Origin of the sequence: Mitsuaria sp. GD03876, assembly GCF_029840635.1 — a bacterium.
Taxonomy (GTDB): Bacteria; Pseudomonadota; Gammaproteobacteria; order Burkholderiales; family Burkholderiaceae_C; genus Roseateles.
Window position 1 is genome coordinate 1 of record NZ_JAOCCU010000070.1, and the last position, 20,212, is coordinate 20,212.

A 20,212-nucleotide genomic window follows, 5' to 3' on the forward strand; every position below is an offset into this window, starting at 1 on the left:
ATGGATCGCTGCGGAAATCCGCATGGCATCGATGGATCGGCTGTCACTTTCGATTCATAGAGTGACGGCATCCGCTCACCACTCTCCCTGGAGCCGCCATGTCCCAGCCCCGCTTCTCGTCCCCGCGCCGCGCCGTCCTGCGGCTCCTGCCCGCCCTGGCGACCCTTGCCGGGATCGCGGCCGCGACGCCGGCCTTCGCCCAGCAGCAGGCGCTGACCATCGGCCTGATCCCGGCCGAGGACTCGCAGGCCATGATCGAGTCCAGCCGCCAGGTGCTGGACGCGCTGCAGCAACAGCTGGGCATGCCGGTGAAGCCGTTCGTCGCCACCGACTACAACGGCGTCATCGAGGCGCTGCGATCGAAGAAGCTGGACGTCGCCTACCTCGGGCCGTTCTCCTACGTGCTGGCCAGCTCGGTGGCCAACGTCGAGGCCTTCTCGGTGGCGGTGACGAAGAAGACGGGCCAGAGCGCCTACAAGAGCGTGATCCTGGCCCGCAAGGACAGCGGGCTGCACGACATCGCCGGGCTGAAGGGCCGCAACTTCGCGTTCGTCGACCCGAGCTCCGCCTCCGGCCACCTGTTCCCCAAGGCCGGCCTGCAGCAGGCCGGCATCGACCCGGACGCGCTGTTCGGGCGTGTCGTGTTCTCCGGCTCGCATGACGCCAGCATCCTGGCCGTCGCCAACAAGAAGGTCGACGCCGCCGCGGTCGCGGACCGCATCTTCGCCAGCGCGGTCGCCAAGGGCCAGGTCCGGCAGGACGACTTCGTCGTGCTGTGGTCGTCCAAGCCGATCCCCGAGTCGCCGATGGTCTGGCGCAAGGACCTGGATCCGGCGCTCAAGGAGAAGCTGGCCAAGGCGCTGGCCAACCTGAAGGATGTGAAGTGGGGCGACCAGGGCGTGCTCAACGGTTTCCAGCCGACCAACGACGCGGCCTACGACGTCGTGCGCGACACCGCCAAGGTGCTGAAGCTCGACCTGCGGAGCATGAAGTGATCACGTTGCGCGGCGTCACCAAGCGCTACGGCGACAACGTCGTGCTGCGCGGCGTCGACCTGGACGCGAAGGCGGGCGAGTTCCTCGTCGTGCTGGGCCCGTCCGGCGCGGGCAAGTCCACGCTGCTGCGTTGCATGAACCGGCTGGCGCAGCCCGATGCCGGCGCGATGTCGATCGCGGGCGTCGATGCGATGGCGGGCCGCCGCGCCTCGGACCTGCGCGAGCTGCGACGCCGCGTCGCGATGGTGTTCCAGCATCACCACGTCGTGCCACGCCTGAGCGTGCTGAAGAACGTGTTGACGGGCCGCCTGGGCACGGTCCCGACCTGGAGTTCGGTGCTGCAGCTGTTCCGCGGCGCCGATGTCGCGCTGGCGATGTCCTGCCTGGACCGTGTGGGTCTGGTCCACAAGGCGCATGAGCGCACGGACTCGTTGTCCGGTGGCCAGATGCAGCGGGTGGGCATCGCGCGCGCGCTGGCGCAGTGTCCGCAGGTGATCCTGGCGGACGAGCCCGTGGCGAGCCTGGACCCGCACACCGCCCGCCAGGCCCTGGGATACCTGAAGCAGGCCTGCCGCGAACTGGGCATCACCGTCGTCTGCAACCTGCACCAGGTCGATTACGCGCGGGAGTTCGGCGACCGCATCGTCGGCCTCTCCCAGGGCCGAGTCCTTTTCGACCGCCTCCCCGATGCCCTGACCGACGCCGAACTGCACGAGCTCTACGCCGGCCACACCGGCCTGCAGCTGATCGCGCCCGTCGCCCCCGCGCCTGCTTCGCAGGCCTCCTCTTCGGATCACCCGGGTGCCTCGACGCCGACGGCGCCGGTGCCCCACGGAGCGAATTCCGAGCGTGAGGAGGAGATTGAGCGGAGTGGGGCACCGGCGCTGTCGGCGCACGCTCGCACATGGAAGTAAGGAACGAGACCCCCATGACAACGACCAACGCTCTCGACCGCGCGATGGCCGATCGCCACCGCTGGATGGTGAGTTTGCCCACGACGCCGCGCGGCTGGACGCAGCTGCTGGCGCTGATGGTGTTCGGCCTCTGGGCGCTGCAGTGGAGCGCGAGGGGTGCTCAGCTGAGTCCCACCGAGCTGGCCAATGGCCTGCCGCAGATCGTCGATTTCCTGAGCCGCACCTGGCCGCCTGACTGGCGGATCCTGGACCGCCTGTGGGCACCGGCGCTGGAGACGATCCAGATCGCCGTGTGGGGGACGTTGCTGGGCGTGGTCGGCGCGGTGCCCGTGTCCTTCCTCGCCGCACGCAACCTCCACGGCCCACGCTGGCTGTATCAGCTGACGCGCCAGGGCCTGAACGTGACGCGCAGCGTCAATGAGCTGATCCTGGCGCTGGTGTTCGTCTCCGCGGTGGGCCTGGGCCCGTTCCCTGGCGTGCTGGCGCTGGCGGTGCACGGCGCGGGGATGCTGGGCAAGTTCTTCGCCGAGGCGATCGAGGAGATCGACCAGGGCCCGCTCGAGGCCCTGCGGGCGACCGGCGCGCGGCCGCTGCAGGTGATCGTCTTCGGCGTGCTGCCGCAGGTGGTGACCGCGTGGATCGCGGTGGTGCTGTACCGCTTCGAGGTGAACCTGCGCTCGGCGACCGTGCTGGGCATGGTGGGCGCGGGCGGCCTGGGTTTCGAACTGGTCGGCAGCCTGAAGCTGTTCAAGTACCCGGAGACGGCGACCTGCATCATCGTGATCACGGTGATGGTGGTGGCGGCGGATTTCGTGTCCAGCCAGCTGCGCCGCGCGATCCAGGACACGGGCCGGCATTGACGGGATCAGGGAAGGAGAACGAGGTGAATGTCTGGAAGTTCCACAACCCGGTGGACGTGCGGGCCGGCATCGGCGCGCTGGAGCGCTTGCCTGAGCTGGTCGGCGCGCGCGAGGCGCTGCTGATCGCGTTCCCGGAGGCGGAGCCGCTGGGGCTGGTCGGCCGCGTGCGGCAGATGCTGGGCGAGCGGCTGGTCGCGGTGGAGACCGCGATTCAGCCGAACCCCGACGTGCGCTGGCTCGCGCCGCTGTACGAGCGGCTGTGGCGCGACCACGCCGGCGCGCGCTGCGTGATCGCGCTGGGCGGCGGCAGCAGCATCGACTGCGCCAAGGCCATGGTGACCGCGACCCCGTCGGGGCGTTTCGATGAACTGCTGGCGCACCTGATCGACCCGAAAGCCGCCCCGCTGCCCGTCGACGGCCCGCACCGCGCGCTGATCGCGATCCCGACCACCGCCGGCACCGGCAGCGAGGTCACGCCCTGGGCGACGCTCTGGGACGCCGAGCGATCCCGCAAGCATTCGCTGCACCTGCCGTGGACCTGGCCGGAGGCGGCGCTGGTCGACCCGTCGCTGATGGTCAGCCTGCCGGCGTCCGCCACGCTGGCCAGCGGCCTGGACGCGTTGTCGCATGCGCTGGAGGCGCTGTGGAACGTGCACCGCAACCCGGTGTCGTCCAGCCTGGCCGCGAGCGCGGCGCGCGCCATCGTCGCCACGCTGCCGGCGCTGCTGCGCGAGCCGCGCCGGCTCGACCTGCGCGAATCGCTCGCCATCGCCGCGCTGCAGGCCGGCATGGCCTTCTCCAACACGAAGACCGCGCTGGCGCACTCGCTGTCTTACGACATCACGCTGACGCAAGGCGTCGCGCACGGCATCGCCTGCTCGTTCAGCCTGCCGCGCGTGATGCGGCTGGCCTTCGGCCGCGACGCGGCGCTGGACGCGGCGCTGCTGGGCATCTTCGACGCCGTTGATCCAGAAGGCGCGATCGCCGCGCTGGAACGTTTCCTCGCCGCGCTCGGCGTCTCCACCAACCCCGCCGACTACGGCATCGCGCCGGCCGATTGGGACGAGCGCGTCGCCCAGGCGCTGCGCGGACCCCGCGGCCGCAACTTCATCAGGGCTCACGCATGACCACCACCGCCACCGCGACCAACATGACCAACACGACCACCGCGGCGACCGCCGCTCCGGCGTCCTACCCGCACCTGCAGGCCGTCGTCTTCGACTGGGCCGGCACGCTGGTCGACCACGGCTCGCTGGCGCCGACGCAGATCTTCGTCGACGCGTTCGCGACCTTCGGCATCACGCTGACGCTGGACGAGGCGCGCGGGCCGATGGGCCTGTCCAAGCGCGACCACATCCGCACGCTGCTCGAGGATCCGCTGCTCCAGGCGCAATGGCGGGCGCGATTCGGCCAGCCGTCGACCGACGCCGACATCGACGCGATCTACGAGCGCTTCATGCCGATGCAGATCGAGAAGGTCGGCCGCTACTCGCAGCCGATTCCGGGCGCCGTCGAGATGCTGGCCGCGCTGCGCCGCGCGGGCTTGAAGATCGGCTCGTGCTCGGGGTATCCGCGCCAGGTGCTGGACGTGCTGCTGCCGCAGGCCAAGGCCGACGGCATCGAGGCGGACCATGTCGTCGCCGGCGACGAGCTCAAGGCCGGCGGCCGACCGGGCCCGTTCATGGCGCTGGCCAACGTGCTGGCGCTGGGCATCGGCGACGTACGGGCCTGCGTGAAGGTCGACGACACCACGCCGGGCATCGAGGAAGGCCGTCGCGCCGGCATGTGGACCGTCGGGCTGAGCCTGTCGGGCAACGAGACCGGCCTGACGCTGGAGCAGTTGCAGGCGCTGCCTGATGCCGAGGTCGTCGCGCGGCGCGATGCGGCGGCGCGGCGGCTGACGGCGGCGGGCGCGCACCTGGTGATCGACTCGGTCGCGGAACTGCCCAAGGCGTTGGCAGAGATCGACGCGCGGATGGCGCGCGGCGAGCGGCCCTGACCGCTCCTACGGCACGCGTGCGAAGCGCGTGCGTGGCCCGGCGCCCGCGGGGAAGGGCGCTCCTATCATGGCCGGCGAACTTGTCGTCACCCCTGCCGAGGTCGCCGTGTCCGCCACCGAATCCGTTTCGACTCCCTCCCGCCGTCCACTGCTCGTGCTGATGCCGGCGGCCGAGGAACACCTGTCCCAACTGCGCCAGCGCTTCGACGTGATCCACGCGCCGAACGCCGAATCGCGCGCCAAGGCGGTCGCCGAGCACGGCGCCCGGATCGAACTGGTGCTGACCATCGGCGCGATCGGCCTGCGCGGCGACGAGATCGCCGCCATGCCGAAGCTGCGCGCCGCGGCCGCGCTGGGCGCCGGCTACGAGGCGATCGATGTCGCCGCCGCCAAGGCGCGCGGGCTGACGCTGTGGAACGGCGCCGGCACCAACGATTCCTGCGTCGCGGACCACGCGATGGCGCTGCTGCTGGCCTCGGTGCGGGCGCTGCCGCAGCAGGAGCAGGCGTTGCGCGCCGGGATCTGGCGCGACGCGCTGCCGCTGCGCCCCAGCGTCAACGGCCGCCGGCTGGGCGTGCTCGGCCTGGGCACGATCGGGCTGCGCATCGCCCGGCGCGCGCTGGCCTTCGACATGGAGGTCGGTTATCACAACCGCCGCGAGCGCCACGACGCGCTCGGCTGCCCCTACTTCGACTCGCCGGTGGCGTTGGCGCAATGGGCGGACTTCCTCGTCGTCGCCGCGCCGGGCGGTCCGGCGACGAAGCACCTGGTCAATGCCGAGGTGCTGAAGGCGCTCGGTCCGCAGGGCCACGTGGTCAACATCGCCCGGGGCAGCCTGGTCGACACCGCCGCGCTGGCCGCGGCGCTGGCGGCCGGCGAGCTCGGCGGCGCCGCGCTGGACGTCTACGAGTCCGAGCCCCAGCCGCCCCAGGCGCTGCTCGGCTTCCCGAACGTGATCCTCACGCCCCACATCGCCGGCTGGTCGCCGGAGTCCGTCCAGGCGACGGTCGACCTGTTCCTGGAGAACGCCCGGCGCTGGGAAGCCGGTGAGCCGGTGCTCACCCCGCTGTAAGCGCGTCGAGCCGCCGCACCGCCTCGGCCGGCAGCGCCAGCGACGCCGCCGCGAGGTTCTGCCGCAGGTGGTCGATCGACGAGGTCCCGGGAATCAGGACCAGGTTGGGCGAGCGCCGCAGCAGCCAGGCCAGCGCGACCTGCATCGGCGTCGCACCGAGTTCCTGCGCCACCGCCGACAGCGTCCCGGACTGCAGCGGCGTGAAGCCGCCCAGCGGGAAGAACGGCACGTAGGCGATCCCTTCGCCGGCCAGTTGGTCGAGCAGCGCGTCGTCGCCGCGGTGCGCGAGGTTGTACTGGTTCTGGACGCAGACGATGTCCGTGATCTTGCTGGCGTCCGCGACCTGCCGCGCGGTCACGTTGCTGAGCCCGACATGGCGGACCAGGCCTTGGCGCTGGAGTTCCGCCAGCGCGGTGACCTGCGGTTCCAGCGAGCCTTCGGCCGGCCCGTGCACGTCCAGCATGCTGCGCAGGTTCACCACGTCGAGCACCTCGAGGCCGAGGTGACGCAGGTTGTCGTGCACCTGCGACGTCAGTTCCGCGGCGGACTGCGCCGGCAGCCAGGACGCGTCGTCCCCGCGCCGGGCGCCGACCTTGGTGACGATCGTGAGCCCGTCGCGGTAGGGATGCAGCGCCTCGCGAATGATCTGGTTGGTGACGTGCGGGCCGTAGAAGTCGCTGGTGTCGATGTGGTCGACGCCGAGCTCGATGGCCTCGCGCAGCAGCGCGACGGCGCCGGCCCGGTCTTTCGGCGGGCCGAAGACGCCGGGGCCGGCCAGTTGCATCGCGCCGTAGCCGAGGCGGGTCACGGTGCGGGTGCCGAGGCGGTAGGTGCCGGCGTCGGAAACGGTGGGGGCGTGAGCGGTCATGGGGGCATTCCTTCGAATGAACTCGGGAGGAGTTCGGGGGGTGTTCAGGGGCTGTCAGGGGGAGGACGGCGACGGGCGCCCGTCGTTGGAAGGAATGTAGGCAGCCCCCGGTCGTACGATAAGGGGATCGAATCCGCACGGGTTGTGCGGAATCCAGGACAGTCAGCGTGAGGGCGACTGCATGGAACTTGGCGATCTCGCGGCCTTCCTGGCCGTGGCCCGCGCGGGCGGTTTCCGGGAGGCCTCGCGGCAATCGGGCATGAGCGCCTCCGGCCTGAGCGAGGCGGTGCGCCGCCTGGAAGCCCGGCTCGGTGTCCGGCTCCTGCACCGCAGCACCCGCAGCGTCGCGCCGACCGAGGCCGGCGCCCGGCTGCTGGACCGGCTGGGACCGGCGCTCGGCGAGGTCGAGGCGGCGCTGGACGTCGTCAACGGCTTTCGCGATCGCCCGGCGGGCACGCTGCGCCTGAACGTCCCGGCCAGCGCCGCCCGGCTGGTGCTGCCGCGGATCGTCGCGCCCTTCCTGCGGGCGTATCCGGAGATCCGGCTCGACATCACCGTCGACGAGAGCTTCGTCGACATGCTCGCCGCCGGCTGCGACGCTGGCATCCGCTACGAGGAGCGGCTGGAGCAGGACATGATCGCCGTCCCGATCGGTCCGCGGGTGCAGCGCATGGCGACCGTGGCGTCGCCGGCCTACCTGGCCGAACACGGCCGGCCGTCGCACCCGCGCGACCTGCTCGCGCATCGGTGCCTGCGCGGGCGTTTCCCTAGCGGCCACATGCCGGCCTACGACTTCGAGCGCGACGGCGAGGCGATCAGCGTCGAGCCGGACGGTCCGCTGGTCGTGCGCCTGGGCGGCGGGCTGGACCTGGCCATCGACGTGGCGGTCGCCGGCGGCGGCGTGATCCAGACCTTCGAGGACTGGCTGCGCCCGCACCTGGACAGCGGCGCGCTGGTGCCGGTGCTGGCGGACTGGTGGGTGTCCTTCAGCGGTCCGTTCCTCTACTACCCGGGCCGGCGCTACCTGCCCGCGCCGCTGCGGGCCTTCGTCGAGTTCGTGAAGGCCTCGAACGATCCGGGCGACGCGAGCGCACCGCGTTGAGGCGAAAAAAAACCGCTGCCCGGTGAGGGCAGCGGATGAAGCAGTGAGAACTGAAAAGGTGAGAACTGAAAAGACAGGTCCCCTCGAGAGGGGACCGCGGCTCCGCGAACGGAACGCTGGAGGCGGGGCTCGCTAGGATCTCAACCCAGCAGGCCGGTCGCCAATCCCAGACAGGACATGACGCCGATGCAGACCACCCAGGCATCCGCGTTGTTCAACGAAGACCAGACCGTTTGCTTGAGCGCTTGCATCGCCATCTCCTGTGGCAGCCGTGATTGGCTGCGATGGAAGGCAATGTACTGTATGCGCATACAGTATTCAACCGGGAAGCGCCGGATTGTGCGCGCCGCGCCACGGCGGCTTCGGATTCAGCGACCCCGCTTCGCGCGGCACTCCGGGTTGGAGCACAGCCCGTACAGCGCCAGCGCGTGCTCGACCAGCTCGTAGCCGCGCTCCTCGGCGATCTCGCGCTGGCGCTGCTCGATGCCGGCGTCGTAGAACTCCTCCACCCGGCCGCAGGCCAGGCAGACCATGTGGTCGTGGTGCTGCTGGGAGTTGAGCTCGAACACCGCCTTGCCCGACTCGAAGTGCTGGCGCGCCAGCAGCCCCGCCTCGACGAACTGCATCAGCACCCGGTAGACCGTGGCCAGCCCGATGTCGGCGCCGTCCAGCAGCAGCAGCCGGTAGACGTCCTCGGCGCTGAGGTGGCGCTGGTTGGACTGCTCGAAGATCTGCAGCACCTTGATGCGGGGCAGGGTGGCCTTCAGGCCGCTCGATTGCAGGCTCTCGATCTGCTGCTTGGGGTTGTCGTGCTTGGTGGAATCGGGCATTGCGGTGGGGGTGATCGTGCGGACTGGCGATCAGGCGGCCGCGGTTTCGGGGTTCTGGGCGTCGTCGGCATCGGGCCCGGCGTCGGCCGCGTCCTTGCGCGTGCCCTTCCTCGCGCCCTGCGGCTTGCGCAGCCACAGGTACAGGCCGCTGCCCAGCACGACGATGGTCGCCACGTCGAGCAGGGCCCAGAGGATCTTCATCGGCATGCCGCCGTAGTCGCCGAAGTGCAGCGGCTGCGAGATCAGCAGGCCCGTCAGGTACCACGGCAGCTCCGGCGCCGCGGTCAGCTGCGCGGTGCGGGCGTCGATCAGCAGCGGCTGCAGCAGCTTGGAGGTCAGCGGCGTCGTGCCCTTGAGGAAGAAGGTGTTGTGGTGCGGGCTCGAGAACGACGTGCCCGGGAAGGCGATGAAGGAGACCTTGCGCCGGTTGCCGGCCTGCATCGCCGTGTCCATCGACGCCTGCAGCGGCGCGCGTTCCGCCGCGGTCAGCAGCGGCTGGTCCTTGTAGGGCGCCAGCAGCGTGGTGACCTTGTCGTACTGCCAGTACTGCACCAGCAGCTCGGCCCAGGTGTTGATCATCCCGGTCGCGCCGACGACGAAGCACCACACCAGCGTCACGATGCCGACGAGGTTGTGCAGGTCCAGCCACTTGACGCGGGTCGAGCGGTCCTTGCGCACCGCGCCGAAGTCCAGCTTGCGCATGAACGGCGCGTACAGCACCACGCCGCTGACCAGCGCGACCAGCAGCAGCAGTCCCATGAAGCCCAGGAACAGCTTGCCCGGCAGGCCCGCGAACATGTCCACGTGCAGCCGCAGCATCAGGTCCATGAAGCCTTCGCCGACGCGGTACTCGCGCACCGCCAGGCCGGTGCGGGCATCCACGGCGACCGACTTGAACTGGTCGGTCGGCGCCGTCGTCGCGGCCAGCGTGAACCACCACAGGCGGGGATCGTCCTCGTTCTCGCCGGCGTACTGGATCACCAGGTTCGGATGCACCGCGTTGGCCGCCTTGGCCATCGTATCCAGCGGCACGCGCTGCTTGTCCATCGCCGCGGGCAGCTCGGGCGCCTCGATCTCGTCGCCCAGCAGGTGGCCGATCTCGTGATGGAAGATCAGCGGCAGCCCGGTCAGGCACAGCAGCAGCATGAACAGCGTGCAGACCAGGCTGGTCCACTTGTGGAGCCAGCTCCAGACACGGATGGCGCGCGAGCTCAACATGGTCCGGTCCTCAGAAGTCGGCCGCGAGGCTCAGGTTGAAGCTGCGCGGCTGGCCCACGACCAGGTAGCTCTGATCGGGGTAACCGCCGGCGGAGGCCCAGTACTTGCGGTTGGTGAGGTTGTCGATGCGCGCGCGCAGCGTCAGCAGCGTGCCCTGGGCCTCGAAGACGTAGCGCGCGCCGGCGTCCAGCCGCGTCCAGGCCGGCACGGACAGCGTGTTGGCGCTGTCGGCGAAGGCCTTGCCGGTGTGGACGACCCGCGCGTCCAGCGCCAGGCCCTGCAGCGCGCGCACTTCCCATTCGGCGCCCAGGTTGGCCTGCACGCGCGGGATGCCCAGCGTGCGCTTGCCCTCGGTCGCGGCGACGCCGGTGCCGTGCTGCTTGGCGTCCAGCCAGGTCAGGCCGCCCAGGACCTTGATGTCGCGCGTGGCTTCGCCGAAGGCGGTCAGCTCGACGCCGCGATGGCGGTCCTCGCCCTGCGCGGCGTTCTGCGCCAGCACCGCGCGCGGCTTGTCGGTCGTGAAGTAGGCGGCGCCAAAGCCCAGGCGTCCGCCGTCGTACTTGACGCCGACTTCCTTCTGCTTGGACTGGTAGGGCGCCAGGTCGCGCGCCGGCAGGCCGTCCTGCGCCGCGAGGCTGTCGCCCTTGTTCAGGCCCTCGATGTAGTTGCCGTAGACCGACAGCTGCTTGCTGACGCGGTAGACGACGCCGGCGACCGGGCTGGTCTTGCTCTGGTCGTAGGTCGTGACCACGCCGCCCGGCGTGACCGTGCCCAGGAAGCGGGTGGTCGCGCTGATCGACTCGACCTTGAGCGTCTGGTGCCGCAGGCCCAGCGTCACCAGCAGCGTGTCGTCGAGCAGCGACAGCGTGTCGCCGATGGCGATGCTGCGGTTGCGCGTGCGGTTGTTGATGAGCGGGCGGTCGACGCTGTTGCCGGTGAACACGCCGTCCGAGAACTCCGGCAGCGGCGTGACCGTCGGCGCGTACAGGTCGGACCAGATCGGGTTGAGGAAGTCCATCGCGTAGCCGTTCTTCGTGTCCAGCGAGAACACGGAGGCCGACACCACCCATTCATGGCCGACGGAGCCGGTGCGCAGCTTGCCGCGCAGGCCGGCCTCGCCGGTGTCGACGCTGTCCTTGCGGCCGTTGTCGAAGCGATAGAAGGTGTCGTTGGCCGGCGTCAGCGTCAGGCCCGCTAGGCGGTTGAGCTCCTTGCTGCGGCGCGCGCCGTACGCGGCCCAGGCGGTGACGCTGTCGCTCAGGTCCCATTCGCCGCGCAGCGTGCCGAAGGTGTCGCGCTCGTTGGAATAGGTCCAGGGCTGGGCGAAGTTCTTCTTCGGGTCGGGCAGGGCCGGCAGGCGGTCCAGGCCGGCGATCGTCACGCTGGGGCGGGTGCGCTTGAGGCGGTTGTCCTGCCAGCCGAGGTCGGCGCTCAGGCGCACGTCGCGGCTGCGCCAGTCCAGGCCCACGGCGGCGACGCTGGTCTTGGCCTTCTCGTCGTCCACGGCGGTGCCGCCGTCGCGGTAGGCGGCGTTGAAGCGCACGCCGGTCGCCTTGTCCGGGCCGAAGCGCCGCGCCACGTCCAGCGCCGCGCCGCCGGAACCGCCGCTGCCGGCGTTGAGCGTCACCCGCGTCAGCGGCTGCACCGGCGCGCGCTTGGGCAGCAGGCTGATGTTGCCGCCGATGCCGCTGCCGCTCGGGCTCGCGCCCATCAGGAAGGCGGAGGCGCCGCGCAGCACCTCGACGCGCTCGAACAGTTCGGACGCGATGTACTGGCGCGGCAGCAGGCTGTACAGGCCGTTGTAGGCGACGTCGTCGGAATTCAGGATGAAGCCGCGGATGAAGTAGGCCTCCTGGAAGTTGCCGAAGCCGCGCGCGGCGCGGATGCCGGGGTCGTTCTGGAGCACCTCGGCCACGCTCTTGGCCTGGCGGTCCTGGATCAGGTCGTTGGTGTAGGCGGTGATGGAGAACGGCGTCTCCAGGTTGTCCCGCGTGCCCAGGATGCCGGCGCGGCCGCCGCGCGCGACCTGGCCGCCGGCGTAGGCGGGCGCCAGGCCCTGCTTGTCGGCCGTCGCGCTGACGGTCACCGCCGGCAGCTGGCCGACGTCGTCGCCGGCGCCCGTCCTGGGGGCGTCCTGGGCGGTGGCGTTCTGCGCCGCGAGGCCGGCGAGGCCCAGGGCGATGGCGAGCGCCAGCGGGCGCGACGGGAAATGCTTCATGGGACGGGGACCTTGCGAGTGTTCTTCTGAGAGGAAAAGCGGCTGGGGCCGACGGCGCGTCGCGACAGGGGAGGTCGGCGGCGCGGCGGGATCAACGGACGGTCAATGGGCGGTCGGGCGGCGGCGGAGCGGCGATCAAGCGGCCCGTTGGGGCCGCCAGGCGTACCAGGCGATGACCAGCACCGGCACGCCCAGGCCGACCCAGGACCAGACGTCGCCCCAGGCGTCGGACACCAGCGCCGACAGCAGGCCGGAGGTGCTCAGCACGCCCAGCGCGATCGGCCAGGCCCACAGGCGGCGGGATTCGGGTGACAACATGGGCGGACCGGTTTGCAAATAACAATTATTCGCATTCTAAGGCCAGACCTTGACGGTTGGGGTCACGCGACCGTGCGGCGGGAGCGGAAATGAAAGCGCTGCCGCGCCGGTGGGGCGGGGCAGCGCGGGAATGGGCGGTCAGGGAAGGCGCGGGCGCCGGGCGTGCCGCCCACGGGCCCGTCCGCGGGGCGCGGTCCGGGCCAGGCGGGGAGGGAAATCAGGCCGGGGCGTGCGCGCCGGCGTTCTGGCCGAGCCGCTCGGCCCGCGCCGCGTCCTGGCGGGCCAGGTACTGGTGGATGCTGGCGACGACCTGCGCGCCTTCGCCGATCGCGCCGCCCACGCGCTTGACCGAGCCCGAGCGCACGTCGCCGACGGCGAACACGCCGGGGATGCTGGACTCCAGCAGCTCCGGCTTGTATTCGGACAGCGGGCAGGCGCAGGCGCGGCCGGTGATGATGAAGCCGGCCTTGTCCAGCTCCAGCCCGCAGGCGGCGATCAGGCCGGTTTCCGGCTCGGCGCCGATGAACATGAACAGGTGCTGCAGCGCCTGCCGGTGTTCCTTGCCGTTGCGGCGGTCGCGCCAGCAGACGGATTCCAGCGTGTCGCCGCCGTCGAGCTCGCACAGCTCCTGGTGCGGCTGCAGCTCGATGTTGGCGGTGCCCTGGATGCGGTCGATCAGGTAGCGCGACATCGTCGCCGCCAGTCCCGGCCCGCGGATCAGCATGATCACCTTGGCCGCGTGGTTGGCCAGGAACACCGCCGCCTGGCCGGCCGAGTTGCCGCCGCCCACGATCACCACCGTCTGGCGGCTGCAGATGCGGGCCTCGATCGGCGAGGCCCAGTACCAGACGCCCTTGCCCTCGAAGCGGGTCAGCGCGTCGAGCTCGGGCCGGCGGTAACGCGCGCCGGTGGCGATCACCGCGGTGCGCGTCCGCACGGTGCGGCCGTCCTCCAGCGCCAGCCGCAGCTCGTCGTCGACGCCGTGGCGCTCGCAGCTCATCTCGGTGACCTTGGCCGGGATCAGCATGTCGGCGCCGAACTTCTGGGCCTGGACGAAGGCGCGGCCGGCCAGCGCCTGGCCGGAAATGCCGGTCGGGAAGCCGAGGTAGTTCTCGATGCGCGAGCTCGCGCCCGCCTGGCCGCCGAACGAGCGGCAGTCCAGCACCAGCACCGACAGCCCCTCGGAGGCCGCGTACACCGCCGCGGACAGCCCGGCCGGGCCGGCGCCGACGATGGCCACGTCATACAGCTCGGTGCGCTCGCGCATGTCGACGATGCCCATGCAGCGCGCGACCTCCTCGTCGGTCGGGTCCACCAGCACGTCGCCGCCGGGGCAGATGACCAGCATCTGCACGCCCTCGGTCATGTACTGCTCGGCCAGCAAGCGGGCGTCCTCGTTCTGGTCGGGCTCGAGCTGCTGGTGCGGGTAGCCGTTGCGGCCCAGGAAACTTCTCAGCCGCATCACCGGCGCCGCCTTGGCGCGGCCGATCAGCGTGGCGCCGCTGGCACCGGCCTCGATCAGGCCGACGCGGCGCAGGATGAAGGCGCGGGTCAGGCGCTCGCCCAGGTCGGCCTCGCCGATCAGCAGCGCGCGCAGCTGCGGCGGGCTGACGTCGACGGCCTCGACCTCGGTCTCGGCGACGGCGTCGATGAAGGACGGCCGGCCGCTGAGCTGGCCGACCTCGCCCAGGAAACCGCCGGGGCCGTGGCGGTGGATCGGCGTGACATGCCCGAGGCTGTCGCGCTGCGAGACGGTGATCTCGCCGCTCAGGATCAGGAGCATGCCCATGCCGGCATCGCCGGCGCGGACCACCCATTCGCCTTGGGAATAACGCCGGAAACGGCCGAACCGCGCGACGCGCGCGATGTCGGCCACGCCGAGCACGGGAAACATCTGGGCACCGCGGGTTTCCGCGATGTTGGGCTGCTGGACCTGGGCCATGGAACCTCCTGGCGCGCACCCTAACCGACGGACGTGTCAGCGGCAAGCGCCAGAAGGGAGAGTGCCGCCCGGTGCCGGCGCCGCCCGGCTCTGGCACCATGGCGGACCCCCCTCCAACTCTCCGATCCGCCCGCGGATCCGCGCCATGGACCTCCCCTCGCACCAACTGACGATGACCGTGCTGATGACGCCGGACATGGCCAACTTCTCCGGCAACGTGCACGGCGGCACCATCCTGAAGCTGCTCGACCAGGTCGCCTACGCCTGCGCCAGCCGCTACGCGGGGCGCTACACGGTGACGCTGTCGGTGGACCAGGTGATGTTCCGCCAGCCGATCCACGTCGGCGAGCTGGTGAGCTTCCTGGCCTCGGTGAACTACACCGGCACCTCGTCGATGGAGATCGGCATCAAGGTCGTCACCGAGAACATCCGCGACCAGGTGGTGCGCCACGCCAACAGCTGCTTCTTCACGATGGTGGCGGTCGGCGAGGACACCCGCCCGGTGCCGGTGCCGGCCCTGACGCCGACGACGCCGGATGAGAAACGCCGCTGGGAAGCGGCGTTGGAGCGCAAGAAGCTGCGCCAGGAACTGCAGCGCCGGCACGACGAGCTGCGCAGCTCGTCGCTGCCCGGCTGAGGCCGTCGCCAGGTCGGTGGTTTCAGCCGCGCAGCTGCGCGGGATCGAGGTACTGCTGGCGGAAGGTCTCGAAGTCGACCGTGTCGGCCGCCTCGATCGCGGCCTGCGCGTCCAGCGAGGCCCGCGCCGACTGCTCGAAGCGCGTCATCAGGCCCTCGGGCAGCGGCTGCGCCAGCACGTGGCGGCGCGTGCCCTCGGACTGCGTCGCGACGAACTTCAGGTGCGAGTTGGCGTGTTCCGCGCGCATCGCGGCCAGCACCCGGGCCGACGGCAGCTGGTCGGGCGTGTCCCAGCGTTCGACCGCCTGCGCCAGCGCGTCGCGGTACAGCGAGCCGCCCAGCGCCGCGTCGATCTTGGCGGCGATCGGCGCGAACTCGGCCAGCAGCTCGCGGCCCCAGTCGCGCAGCGACACCTCGGTGCCGCGGCGTTCCAGCTTCAGGCCGGGCTCGCGGCCGGCCGAGGCGGTGCGGTGCTGGTTGCGCGCCAGCGCGCCGAGCTCGTCCGGCGTGTCGTTGGGGCTGTCGGTCAGCCAGCAGTGCAGCAGGAAGATGTCCAGGAAACGCATCGTGCCGGCGGCGATGCCGACCGGCTCGAACGGGTCCAGGTCCATGCAGCGGACCTCGATGTACTCGACGCCGCGCTCGCGCAGCGCGTGCAGCGGACGCTCGCCGGAGCGGATCGTGCGCTTGGGGCGGATGGTCCCGTAGAACTCGTTCTCGATCTGCAGCAGCGTGGTCGACAGCTGGTTGTATTCGCCGCCCGGGTTCATCACGCCGACCTGCTCGTAGGCCGGGTAGGGCGTCGTCAGCGCGTCCTGCAGCGAGGCGGCGTAGCCGTCCAGGCTGTTGTAGCTGACGGAGAGCGAGGCCTGCGCGTCGCTCTGGTAGCCGAGCCGGCCCATGCGCAGCGAGGTGCCGTGGGGCATGTGCAGCGTGCCGTCGACCAGCGGCTGCAGGCCGTGCTCGCGGCCGGCGACGAAGCTGGCGCACAGCGCCGGCGACGCGCCGAACAGCGTCAGCAGCAGGAAGGAATGGCGGCGGAAGTTGCGGATCAGCGCGAAGTGGTCCGCGTTGTCCAGTCCCGGCATCGACCAGTTGTAGTGGATGCCGGAGATCGTCTGCATGCGCCGGCCGTAGCGGTGGCTCAGGCCCATGCGGTAGACGCTCTTGGCGCGGCCGATGTTGGAGGCGCCGTAGCGGCCGACCGGGATGGTCTCGTCGGCGGGCAGCTGGCAGGGCATGCTCGACACCCACATCAGCTCGTCGCCCAGGCTGCGGTAGACGGCCTGGTGGATCTCGGTGAGCTGGCGCAGGCAGTCCTCGGCCGACGCGTGCACGCCGGTGATCAGCTCGAGCTGCGATTCGCTGAAGTCGGTGGTGACGGTCTCGTGCGTCAGCGCGGAGCCGAGCGCGGTCGGGTGCGGGGTCAGCGCCAGCGAGGCGCCGGTGGGCTGCGCGCGCAGGCTTTCCTTCTCCACCCCCCGGCGCATGCCCGCCAGGCGGGCCGGATCCAGGGCCTCCAGTCGCTTCAGCCAATCGTTCAAAACCCGCTCCTCAATCACTGTGGGCGCGCAAGGTAACAGATGTGCACGAAACCCGCTTGACTTGGATTTCTATCGTTTGTGCTAGGGCAAGTCAGGCGCCAGCCCCGAGCCGGCGGCGGGTCCGGCGCAGTTGCTGGTCGGAGCTGAACCCCGCCGCGAGGGCCGCCTGCGCGGGGCGCGCGCCCCGGTCGAGTTCGCGCCGCGCCAGCTCCAGCCGGATCGCGCGCAGGTAGTCCAGCGGCGTCGTGCCGCCGTGCTGGGTGAACAGCCGGGTCAGGTGGCGCGGGGTGACATGCGCGACCTCGGCCATGCGGGCCAGGCTCCAGTCCGCGCGCGGATCGCCGCAGACGGCGTCCTGCACCCGGTGCAGCGCGGGATGCAGGTGGTGGCGGTGCGCCAGCATCGGCGACAGCTCCGGATCCTGCGCGCCGCGGCGCAGGTAGACCACCATGACCTGCGCCACGGAGGCGGCCACCGCCTCGCCGCAGTGCTCGGCGATCAGCGCCAGCACCAGGTCGATGCCCGCGGTGATGCCGGCGCTGCTGGCCAGCGATCCGTCGAGGACGAAGACCCGGTTCGACTGGACGTCGGCGCGCGGGGCGGCCGCGCGCAGCGCGTCCAGCGACTCGTGGTGCGTCGTGCAGCGGCGGCCGTCCAGCAGGCCGGCCCGCGCCGCCAGCAACGCGCCGGCGCAGATGCTCAGCAGCCGGCCTTCGCCGCCGGCCAGCAGCGCGCCGCCCTCGCGATGCAGCCAGCGGTCGATCCGGAGTTCCTCCTCGCGTTCGGCCGGTCCCGGCGCCGGGTCGTCCGGATGCGGATGCCGCCGGCCGCTCAGGATCAGCCAGTCCCGCGCGCCGAGCGCCGGCAGCGGCTCCAGCGCGCCCAGCGTCAGGCCGACCGAGCTGGGCGCCGAGGCCGACGTGCCGCAGAAGCGCAGCCGGAAGGCCTCCGGCTCGCCGCGCCGGCGCAGCGCCTGGTTGGCCAGGCGCAGGGCCTCGGCGGCGCCGGCCAGGTCCAGCAGCAGCGTGTGGCGCTCGACCAGGATCCAGACGTCGATCGGCCCGTCGTCCGACGGGCGGGGGAAGCGGGCAGAAAGGGACATCGTGGAAGTATGCGCCGGCCGGGCCGCCGGCCGATCGTGGGGCAAGGGATCCCGCGGTTCCTGGCGGCTCAGGCGGCTCAGGCAGCGAGCGCCGCGGGCTGGCCGGCGCGCGCGAGCGCCTGCTCGACGGTCACGATGTCGGCGAAGCGGTCCTGCAGCGCGACCTCGGTCCGCTGCTTGATCGCCTCGACGCCGACCAGCTCGCCGCTCGCGTGGCGGATCGGGAAGGTCAGCGTGGCCTCGGTGACGTAGTCGACGGTCCAGCCCTCGTCGCTGGCGTGGCGGGTGGTGGTCTCGCAGCACTGCTCGGTGCGGATGCCCGCGACGATCAGGCGGCGGATGCCGTGCGAGGTCAGCCAGACCGACAGCCCAGTGCCCACCAGCGCGCTGTGGCGCTGCTTGAGGAACTCCGCGGCGATCGGCACCTGCGCCAGTTCCGCCAGCGGCCGCACATGGCCGCTGACCAGTGAGAACGGGTTCTCCGGCGTCGCCGGCCCGTCGGTGTGGAGGATGCGCACGATCGGCAGGCCGCGTTCGGCGGCGCCGGTCAGCAGCGCGTTGGTGCGCGCGATGTAGGCGTCGAAGCCGGCCAGGTCCCAGTAGGGGCGGTGGCGGAACGATTCCTGGACGTCGATCAGCAGGACGGCGGTGTCGGCGCCGGCGTCGAAGGCGGGGGTGGTCGGGCGGGTCATCGAAGGCTCCATCAGCGGGTGGTTGATGGACGCCATCGTGCCGGCCCGACGGCCGGGCGTCGCGCCGCGGCCGGACCGGTTCCGGTCAGATCAGGACATCACTCGTCGCGCGAGGTCCGCTGCGACAGCGGCAGCTTCGCCTCGAGGTCCAGCGCGTCCCAGCCCTTGCGGCCGATGCGGCGCAGGGTGTCGATGTTGGCCTCGTAGATCGCGTCGGTGTCGGGCATGGTCTCGACGGCGCGTTCGATGCTTTCCTCGCGCAGCAGGTGCAGCGTCGGATAGGGCGAGCGGTTGCTGAGGTTGTCGACGTCGTCGGCGTCGGTGCCGTCGAACTGGTAGTCCGGATGGAAGCTCGCGACCTGCAGCACGCCGTCCAGGTCCAGGTCCTCGACCAGCGCGTCGGCGGCGCCGAGGAAGTCGTTGAAGTCCAGGAAGTCGTTCAGCACCCAGGGGTGCACCAGCAGCGTGGTCTCGGTCTCCTCCGGATCGGCGCGGTTGAGCGCGAGCAGCTCGTGCGCCAGCTCCTTGAGCAGCTCCTCGGGCGTGCGGGCCGCGCTGACCACGGTGCGCAGCCGCTGGTTGACCTCGACGCCCTTGGCGAACGGGCACAGGTTCAGCCCGATCACCGCGCGCTGCAGCCAGCGCCGGGTGTCGTCGAGGGCGGTCTTTTCCTGCTCGGGGGTCATCGGCGCGGTCATCGGGCTTGCTTGAACCAGGCGTCCACCAGGCGGACCCACATCGAGCCGCCCAGCGGGATCAGCTCGTCGTTGAAGTCGTAGCTCGGGTTGTGCAGCATGCAGGGCCCCAGGCCGTGGCCGCCCTCGCGGTGGCTGCCGTCGCCGTTGCCGATCAGGAAGTAGCAGCCCGGCACCTCCTGCAGGTAGTAGCTGAAGTCCTCGGCGCCCATCGTGGGCTCGAACTCCTGCACGTTGGCCGGGCCCACCATCTCGGTCAGCACGCCGCGGACGAAGTCGGTCTCGGCGGGGTGGTTGATCGTGGGCGGGTAGTTGCGGTGGAAGGAGAACTCGCAGCGCACCTCGAACGCGTCGCCGGTGGCCGCGGTGATCTGCTGCATGCGGCGCTCGATCAGGTCCAGCGTCTCCAGCGTGAAGGTGCGGACGGTGCCCTGGAGCTCGCAGCTCTCGGGGATCACGTTGGTCGCCTCGCCGGCGTGGATCATCGTCACCGAGATCACGCCCGCGTCGATCGGCCGCTTGTTGCGCGTGATGATGGTCTGGAAGGCCTGCACCAGGTGCGCCGCCACCACCACCGGGTCGGTGCCCAGGTGCGGCATCGCGCCGTGCGCGCCCTTGCCCTTGATGAGGATCTTGAACTCGTTGCTCGAGGCGAAGACCGGACCGGTCTTGAGCGCGAACTGGCCGGCGGCCATGCCGGGCCAGTTGTGGATGCCGAACATGGCCTCGACCGGGAACAGCTTGAACAGGCCGTCCTTGATCATCTCGCGGGCGCCGCCGCCGCCTTCCTCGGCCGGCTGGAACACGACGTGCACGGTGCCGTCGAAGTCGCGGTGCGCGGCCAGGTGCTTGGCCGCGGCCAGCAGCATCGCGGTGTGGCCGTCGTGGCCGCACGCATGCATCTTGCCGGGGTGCTTGCTGGCGTGGGCGAAGGTGTTGTGCTCGGTGATCGGCAGCGCGTCGATGTCGGCGCGCAGGCCCAGCGCGCGGCCGCTCTTGCCGCCGTCGCGGCCGTGGATCGTGCCGACCACGCCGGTCTTGCCCAGGCCGCGGTGGACCGGGATGCCCCAGTCGGTCAGCGCCTGCGCGACCAGGTCCGAGGTGCGGTCCTCGTGGAAGCAGAGTTCGGGATGCGCGTGCAGGTCACGTCGCAGCTTGGCGATGGCCGGCGCGTCGGCCAGGATGGGTTCGATCAGCTTCATGGGCG

At 71.1% G+C, this 20,212-nt stretch carries 19 protein-coding genes; 8 read left to right on the top strand and 11 right to left on the bottom strand.

The window, feature by feature from the left end; all coding sequences use genetic code 11:
• Positions 1 to 98 precede the first annotated feature (98 nt).
• The 6 genes from phnD (at position 99) to N5D62_RS26905 (ending at position 5,840) form a co-directional block, all read left to right on the top strand.
• On the top strand, positions 99 to 995 hold the full coding sequence (phnD, locus tag N5D62_RS26880; RefSeq protein ID WP_279761139.1) for a phosphonate ABC transporter substrate-binding protein: 897 nt from the start codon (positions 99 to 101) through the stop codon (positions 993 to 995).
• A complete protein-coding gene (phnC, locus tag N5D62_RS26885) occupies positions 992 to 1,909 on the top strand; it encodes a phosphonate ABC transporter ATP-binding protein (RefSeq protein WP_279761140.1) in 918 nt (305 codons plus the stop codon). The genes phnD and phnC overlap by 4 nt, the downstream gene beginning before the upstream one ends.
• 14 nt (positions 1,910 to 1,923) lie before the next feature.
• A complete protein-coding gene (gene phnE, locus N5D62_RS26890) occupies positions 1,924 to 2,769 on the top strand; it encodes a phosphonate ABC transporter, permease protein PhnE (RefSeq protein WP_279761141.1) in 846 nt (281 codons plus the stop codon).
• Positions 2,770 to 2,792: 23 nt separating this feature from the next.
• Positions 2,793 to 3,896 (top strand): iron-containing alcohol dehydrogenase PsrA, encoded by a 1,104-nt coding sequence (gene psrA, locus N5D62_RS26895; RefSeq protein WP_279761142.1) that lies wholly within the window; start codon positions 2,793 to 2,795, stop codon positions 3,894 to 3,896.
• Between the two features lie 23 nt (positions 3,897 to 3,919).
• Positions 3,920 to 4,768, top strand: a complete 849-nt coding sequence (gene phnX / locus N5D62_RS26900) for a phosphonoacetaldehyde hydrolase (protein ID WP_279761155.1) — start codon at positions 3,920 to 3,922, stop codon at positions 4,766 to 4,768.
• A 160-nt stretch (positions 4,769 to 4,928) separates the two neighbouring features.
• The gene (locus N5D62_RS26905; RefSeq protein ID WP_279761156.1) at positions 4,929 to 5,840 is read left to right on the top strand and encodes an NAD(P)-dependent oxidoreductase; all 912 of its coding nucleotides are present in this window, start codon (positions 4,929 to 4,931) and stop codon (positions 5,838 to 5,840) included.
• Here N5D62_RS26905 and N5D62_RS26910 read toward each other — a convergent pair.
• Entirely contained in the window at positions 5,827 to 6,708 is an 882-nt protein-coding gene (locus tag N5D62_RS26910) for an aldo/keto reductase family oxidoreductase (protein WP_279761143.1), read from the bottom strand. The two genes, N5D62_RS26905 and N5D62_RS26910, sit on opposite strands and share 14 nt — an antisense overlap.
• 181 nt (positions 6,709 to 6,889) lie before the next feature.
• Here N5D62_RS26910 and N5D62_RS26915 point away from each other — a divergent pair, with 181 nt between their 5' ends.
• Positions 6,890 to 7,810 carry a LysR family transcriptional regulator gene (locus N5D62_RS26915; protein ID WP_279761144.1) on the top strand — a complete coding sequence of 307 codons (921 nt, stop codon included), beginning with the start codon at positions 6,890 to 6,892 and terminating at the stop codon, positions 7,808 to 7,810.
• 368 nt (positions 7,811 to 8,178) lie between these two features.
• Here the strand turns inward: N5D62_RS26915 and fur are convergent, their stop codons facing one another.
• From fur to N5D62_RS26940, 5 genes are all read right to left on the bottom strand, one after another.
• Positions 8,179 to 8,640, bottom strand: coding sequence for a ferric iron uptake transcriptional regulator (fur, locus tag N5D62_RS26920; RefSeq protein ID WP_279761145.1), 462 nt, complete (start codon positions 8,638 to 8,640; stop codon positions 8,179 to 8,181).
• A gap of 30 nt (positions 8,641 to 8,670) precedes the next feature.
• Positions 8,671 to 9,855: a PepSY-associated TM helix domain-containing protein gene (locus N5D62_RS26925; protein WP_279761157.1), complete on the bottom strand. Its 1,185-nt coding sequence runs from the start codon at positions 9,853 to 9,855 to the stop codon at positions 8,671 to 8,673.
• Between the two features lie 13 nt (positions 9,856 to 9,868).
• Positions 9,869 to 12,076: a TonB-dependent receptor gene (locus N5D62_RS26930; RefSeq protein ID WP_279761146.1), complete on the bottom strand. Its 2,208-nt coding sequence runs from the start codon at positions 12,074 to 12,076 to the stop codon at positions 9,869 to 9,871.
• Positions 12,077 to 12,211: 135 nt separating this feature from the next.
• Positions 12,212 to 12,394, bottom strand: coding sequence for a hypothetical protein (locus N5D62_RS26935; protein WP_279761147.1), 183 nt, complete (start codon positions 12,392 to 12,394; stop codon positions 12,212 to 12,214).
• 217 nt (positions 12,395 to 12,611) lie between these two features.
• Positions 12,612 to 14,336: an FAD-dependent oxidoreductase gene (locus N5D62_RS26940; protein WP_279761148.1), complete on the bottom strand. Its 1,725-nt coding sequence runs from the start codon at positions 14,334 to 14,336 to the stop codon at positions 12,612 to 12,614.
• A gap of 145 nt (positions 14,337 to 14,481) precedes the next feature.
• Here N5D62_RS26940 and N5D62_RS26945 point away from each other — a divergent pair, with 145 nt between their 5' ends.
• Positions 14,482 to 14,973: an acyl-CoA thioesterase gene (locus N5D62_RS26945; protein ID WP_279761149.1), complete on the top strand. Its 492-nt coding sequence runs from the start codon at positions 14,482 to 14,484 to the stop codon at positions 14,971 to 14,973.
• Positions 14,974 to 14,995: 22 nt separating this feature from the next.
• Here N5D62_RS26945 and gshA read toward each other — a convergent pair whose 3' ends face one another.
• The 5 genes from gshA to N5D62_RS26970 all read right to left on the bottom strand — a co-directional run bounded on the left by gshA (position 14,996) and on the right by N5D62_RS26970 (position 20,207).
• Positions 14,996 to 16,516, bottom strand: a complete 1,521-nt coding sequence (gene gshA / locus N5D62_RS26950; protein ID WP_279761150.1) for a glutamate--cysteine ligase — start codon at positions 16,514 to 16,516, stop codon at positions 14,996 to 14,998.
• 91 nt (positions 16,517 to 16,607) lie between these two features.
• On the bottom strand, positions 16,608 to 17,618 hold the full coding sequence (locus N5D62_RS26955) for a helix-turn-helix domain-containing protein (protein WP_279761152.1): 1,011 nt from the start codon (positions 17,616 to 17,618) through the stop codon (positions 16,608 to 16,610).
• Positions 17,619 to 17,695: 77 nt separating this feature from the next.
• The gene (locus tag N5D62_RS26960; protein WP_279761153.1) at positions 17,696 to 18,310 is read right to left on the bottom strand and encodes an isochorismatase family protein; all 615 of its coding nucleotides are present in this window, start codon (positions 18,308 to 18,310) and stop codon (positions 17,696 to 17,698) included.
• Positions 18,311 to 18,408: 98 nt separating this feature from the next.
• Positions 18,409 to 19,008 carry a DUF1415 domain-containing protein gene (locus N5D62_RS26965; protein ID WP_279761154.1) on the bottom strand — a complete coding sequence of 200 codons (600 nt, stop codon included), beginning with the start codon at positions 19,006 to 19,008 and terminating at the stop codon, positions 18,409 to 18,411.
• Positions 19,005 to 20,207, bottom strand: a complete 1,203-nt coding sequence (locus N5D62_RS26970; protein ID WP_279761158.1) for a M20 family metallopeptidase — start codon at positions 20,205 to 20,207, stop codon at positions 19,005 to 19,007. Before N5D62_RS26970 ends, N5D62_RS26965 begins: the two co-directional genes overlap by 4 nt.
• Positions 20,208 to 20,212 lie beyond the last annotated feature (5 nt).

Excerpts from the sequence above, each read along its gene's own strand:
- phnE (WP_279761141.1), top strand. The coding sequence starts at position 1,924 with ATGACAACGACCAACGCTCTCGACCGCGCGATGGCCGATCGCCACCGC.
- N5D62_RS26915 (WP_279761144.1), top strand. The coding sequence starts at position 6,890 with ATGGAACTTGGCGATCTCGCGGCCTTCCTGGCCGTGGCCCGCGCGGGC.
- N5D62_RS26905 (WP_279761156.1), top strand. The coding sequence starts at position 4,929 with ATGCCGGCGGCCGAGGAACACCTGTCCCAACTGCGCCAGCGCTTCGAC.
- N5D62_RS26940 (WP_279761148.1), bottom strand. The coding sequence starts at position 14,336 with ATGGCCCAGGTCCAGCAGCCCAACATCGCGGAAACCCGCGGTGCCCAG.
- phnX (WP_279761155.1), top strand. The coding sequence starts at position 3,920 with ATGACCAACACGACCACCGCGGCGACCGCCGCTCCGGCGTCCTACCCG.
- N5D62_RS26930 (WP_279761146.1), bottom strand. The coding sequence starts at position 12,076 with ATGAAGCATTTCCCGTCGCGCCCGCTGGCGCTCGCCATCGCCCTGGGC.
- N5D62_RS26965 (WP_279761154.1), bottom strand. The coding sequence starts at position 19,008 with ATGACCGCGCCGATGACCCCCGAGCAGGAAAAGACCGCCCTCGACGAC.
- N5D62_RS26955 (WP_279761152.1), bottom strand. The coding sequence starts at position 17,618 with ATGTCCCTTTCTGCCCGCTTCCCCCGCCCGTCGGACGACGGGCCGATC.
- N5D62_RS26960 (WP_279761153.1), bottom strand. The coding sequence starts at position 18,310 with ATGACCCGCCCGACCACCCCCGCCTTCGACGCCGGCGCCGACACCGCC.
- fur (WP_279761145.1), bottom strand. The coding sequence starts at position 8,640 with ATGCCCGATTCCACCAAGCACGACAACCCCAAGCAGCAGATCGAGAGC.
- N5D62_RS26945 (WP_279761149.1), top strand. The coding sequence starts at position 14,482 with ATGGACCTCCCCTCGCACCAACTGACGATGACCGTGCTGATGACGCCG.
- N5D62_RS26935 (WP_279761147.1), bottom strand. The coding sequence starts at position 12,394 with ATGTTGTCACCCGAATCCCGCCGCCTGTGGGCCTGGCCGATCGCGCTG.
- N5D62_RS26970 (WP_279761158.1), bottom strand. The coding sequence starts at position 20,207 with ATGAAGCTGATCGAACCCATCCTGGCCGACGCGCCGGCCATCGCCAAG.
- N5D62_RS26910 (WP_279761143.1), bottom strand. The coding sequence starts at position 6,708 with ATGACCGCTCACGCCCCCACCGTTTCCGACGCCGGCACCTACCGCCTC.
- phnD (WP_279761139.1), top strand. The coding sequence starts at position 99 with ATGTCCCAGCCCCGCTTCTCGTCCCCGCGCCGCGCCGTCCTGCGGCTC.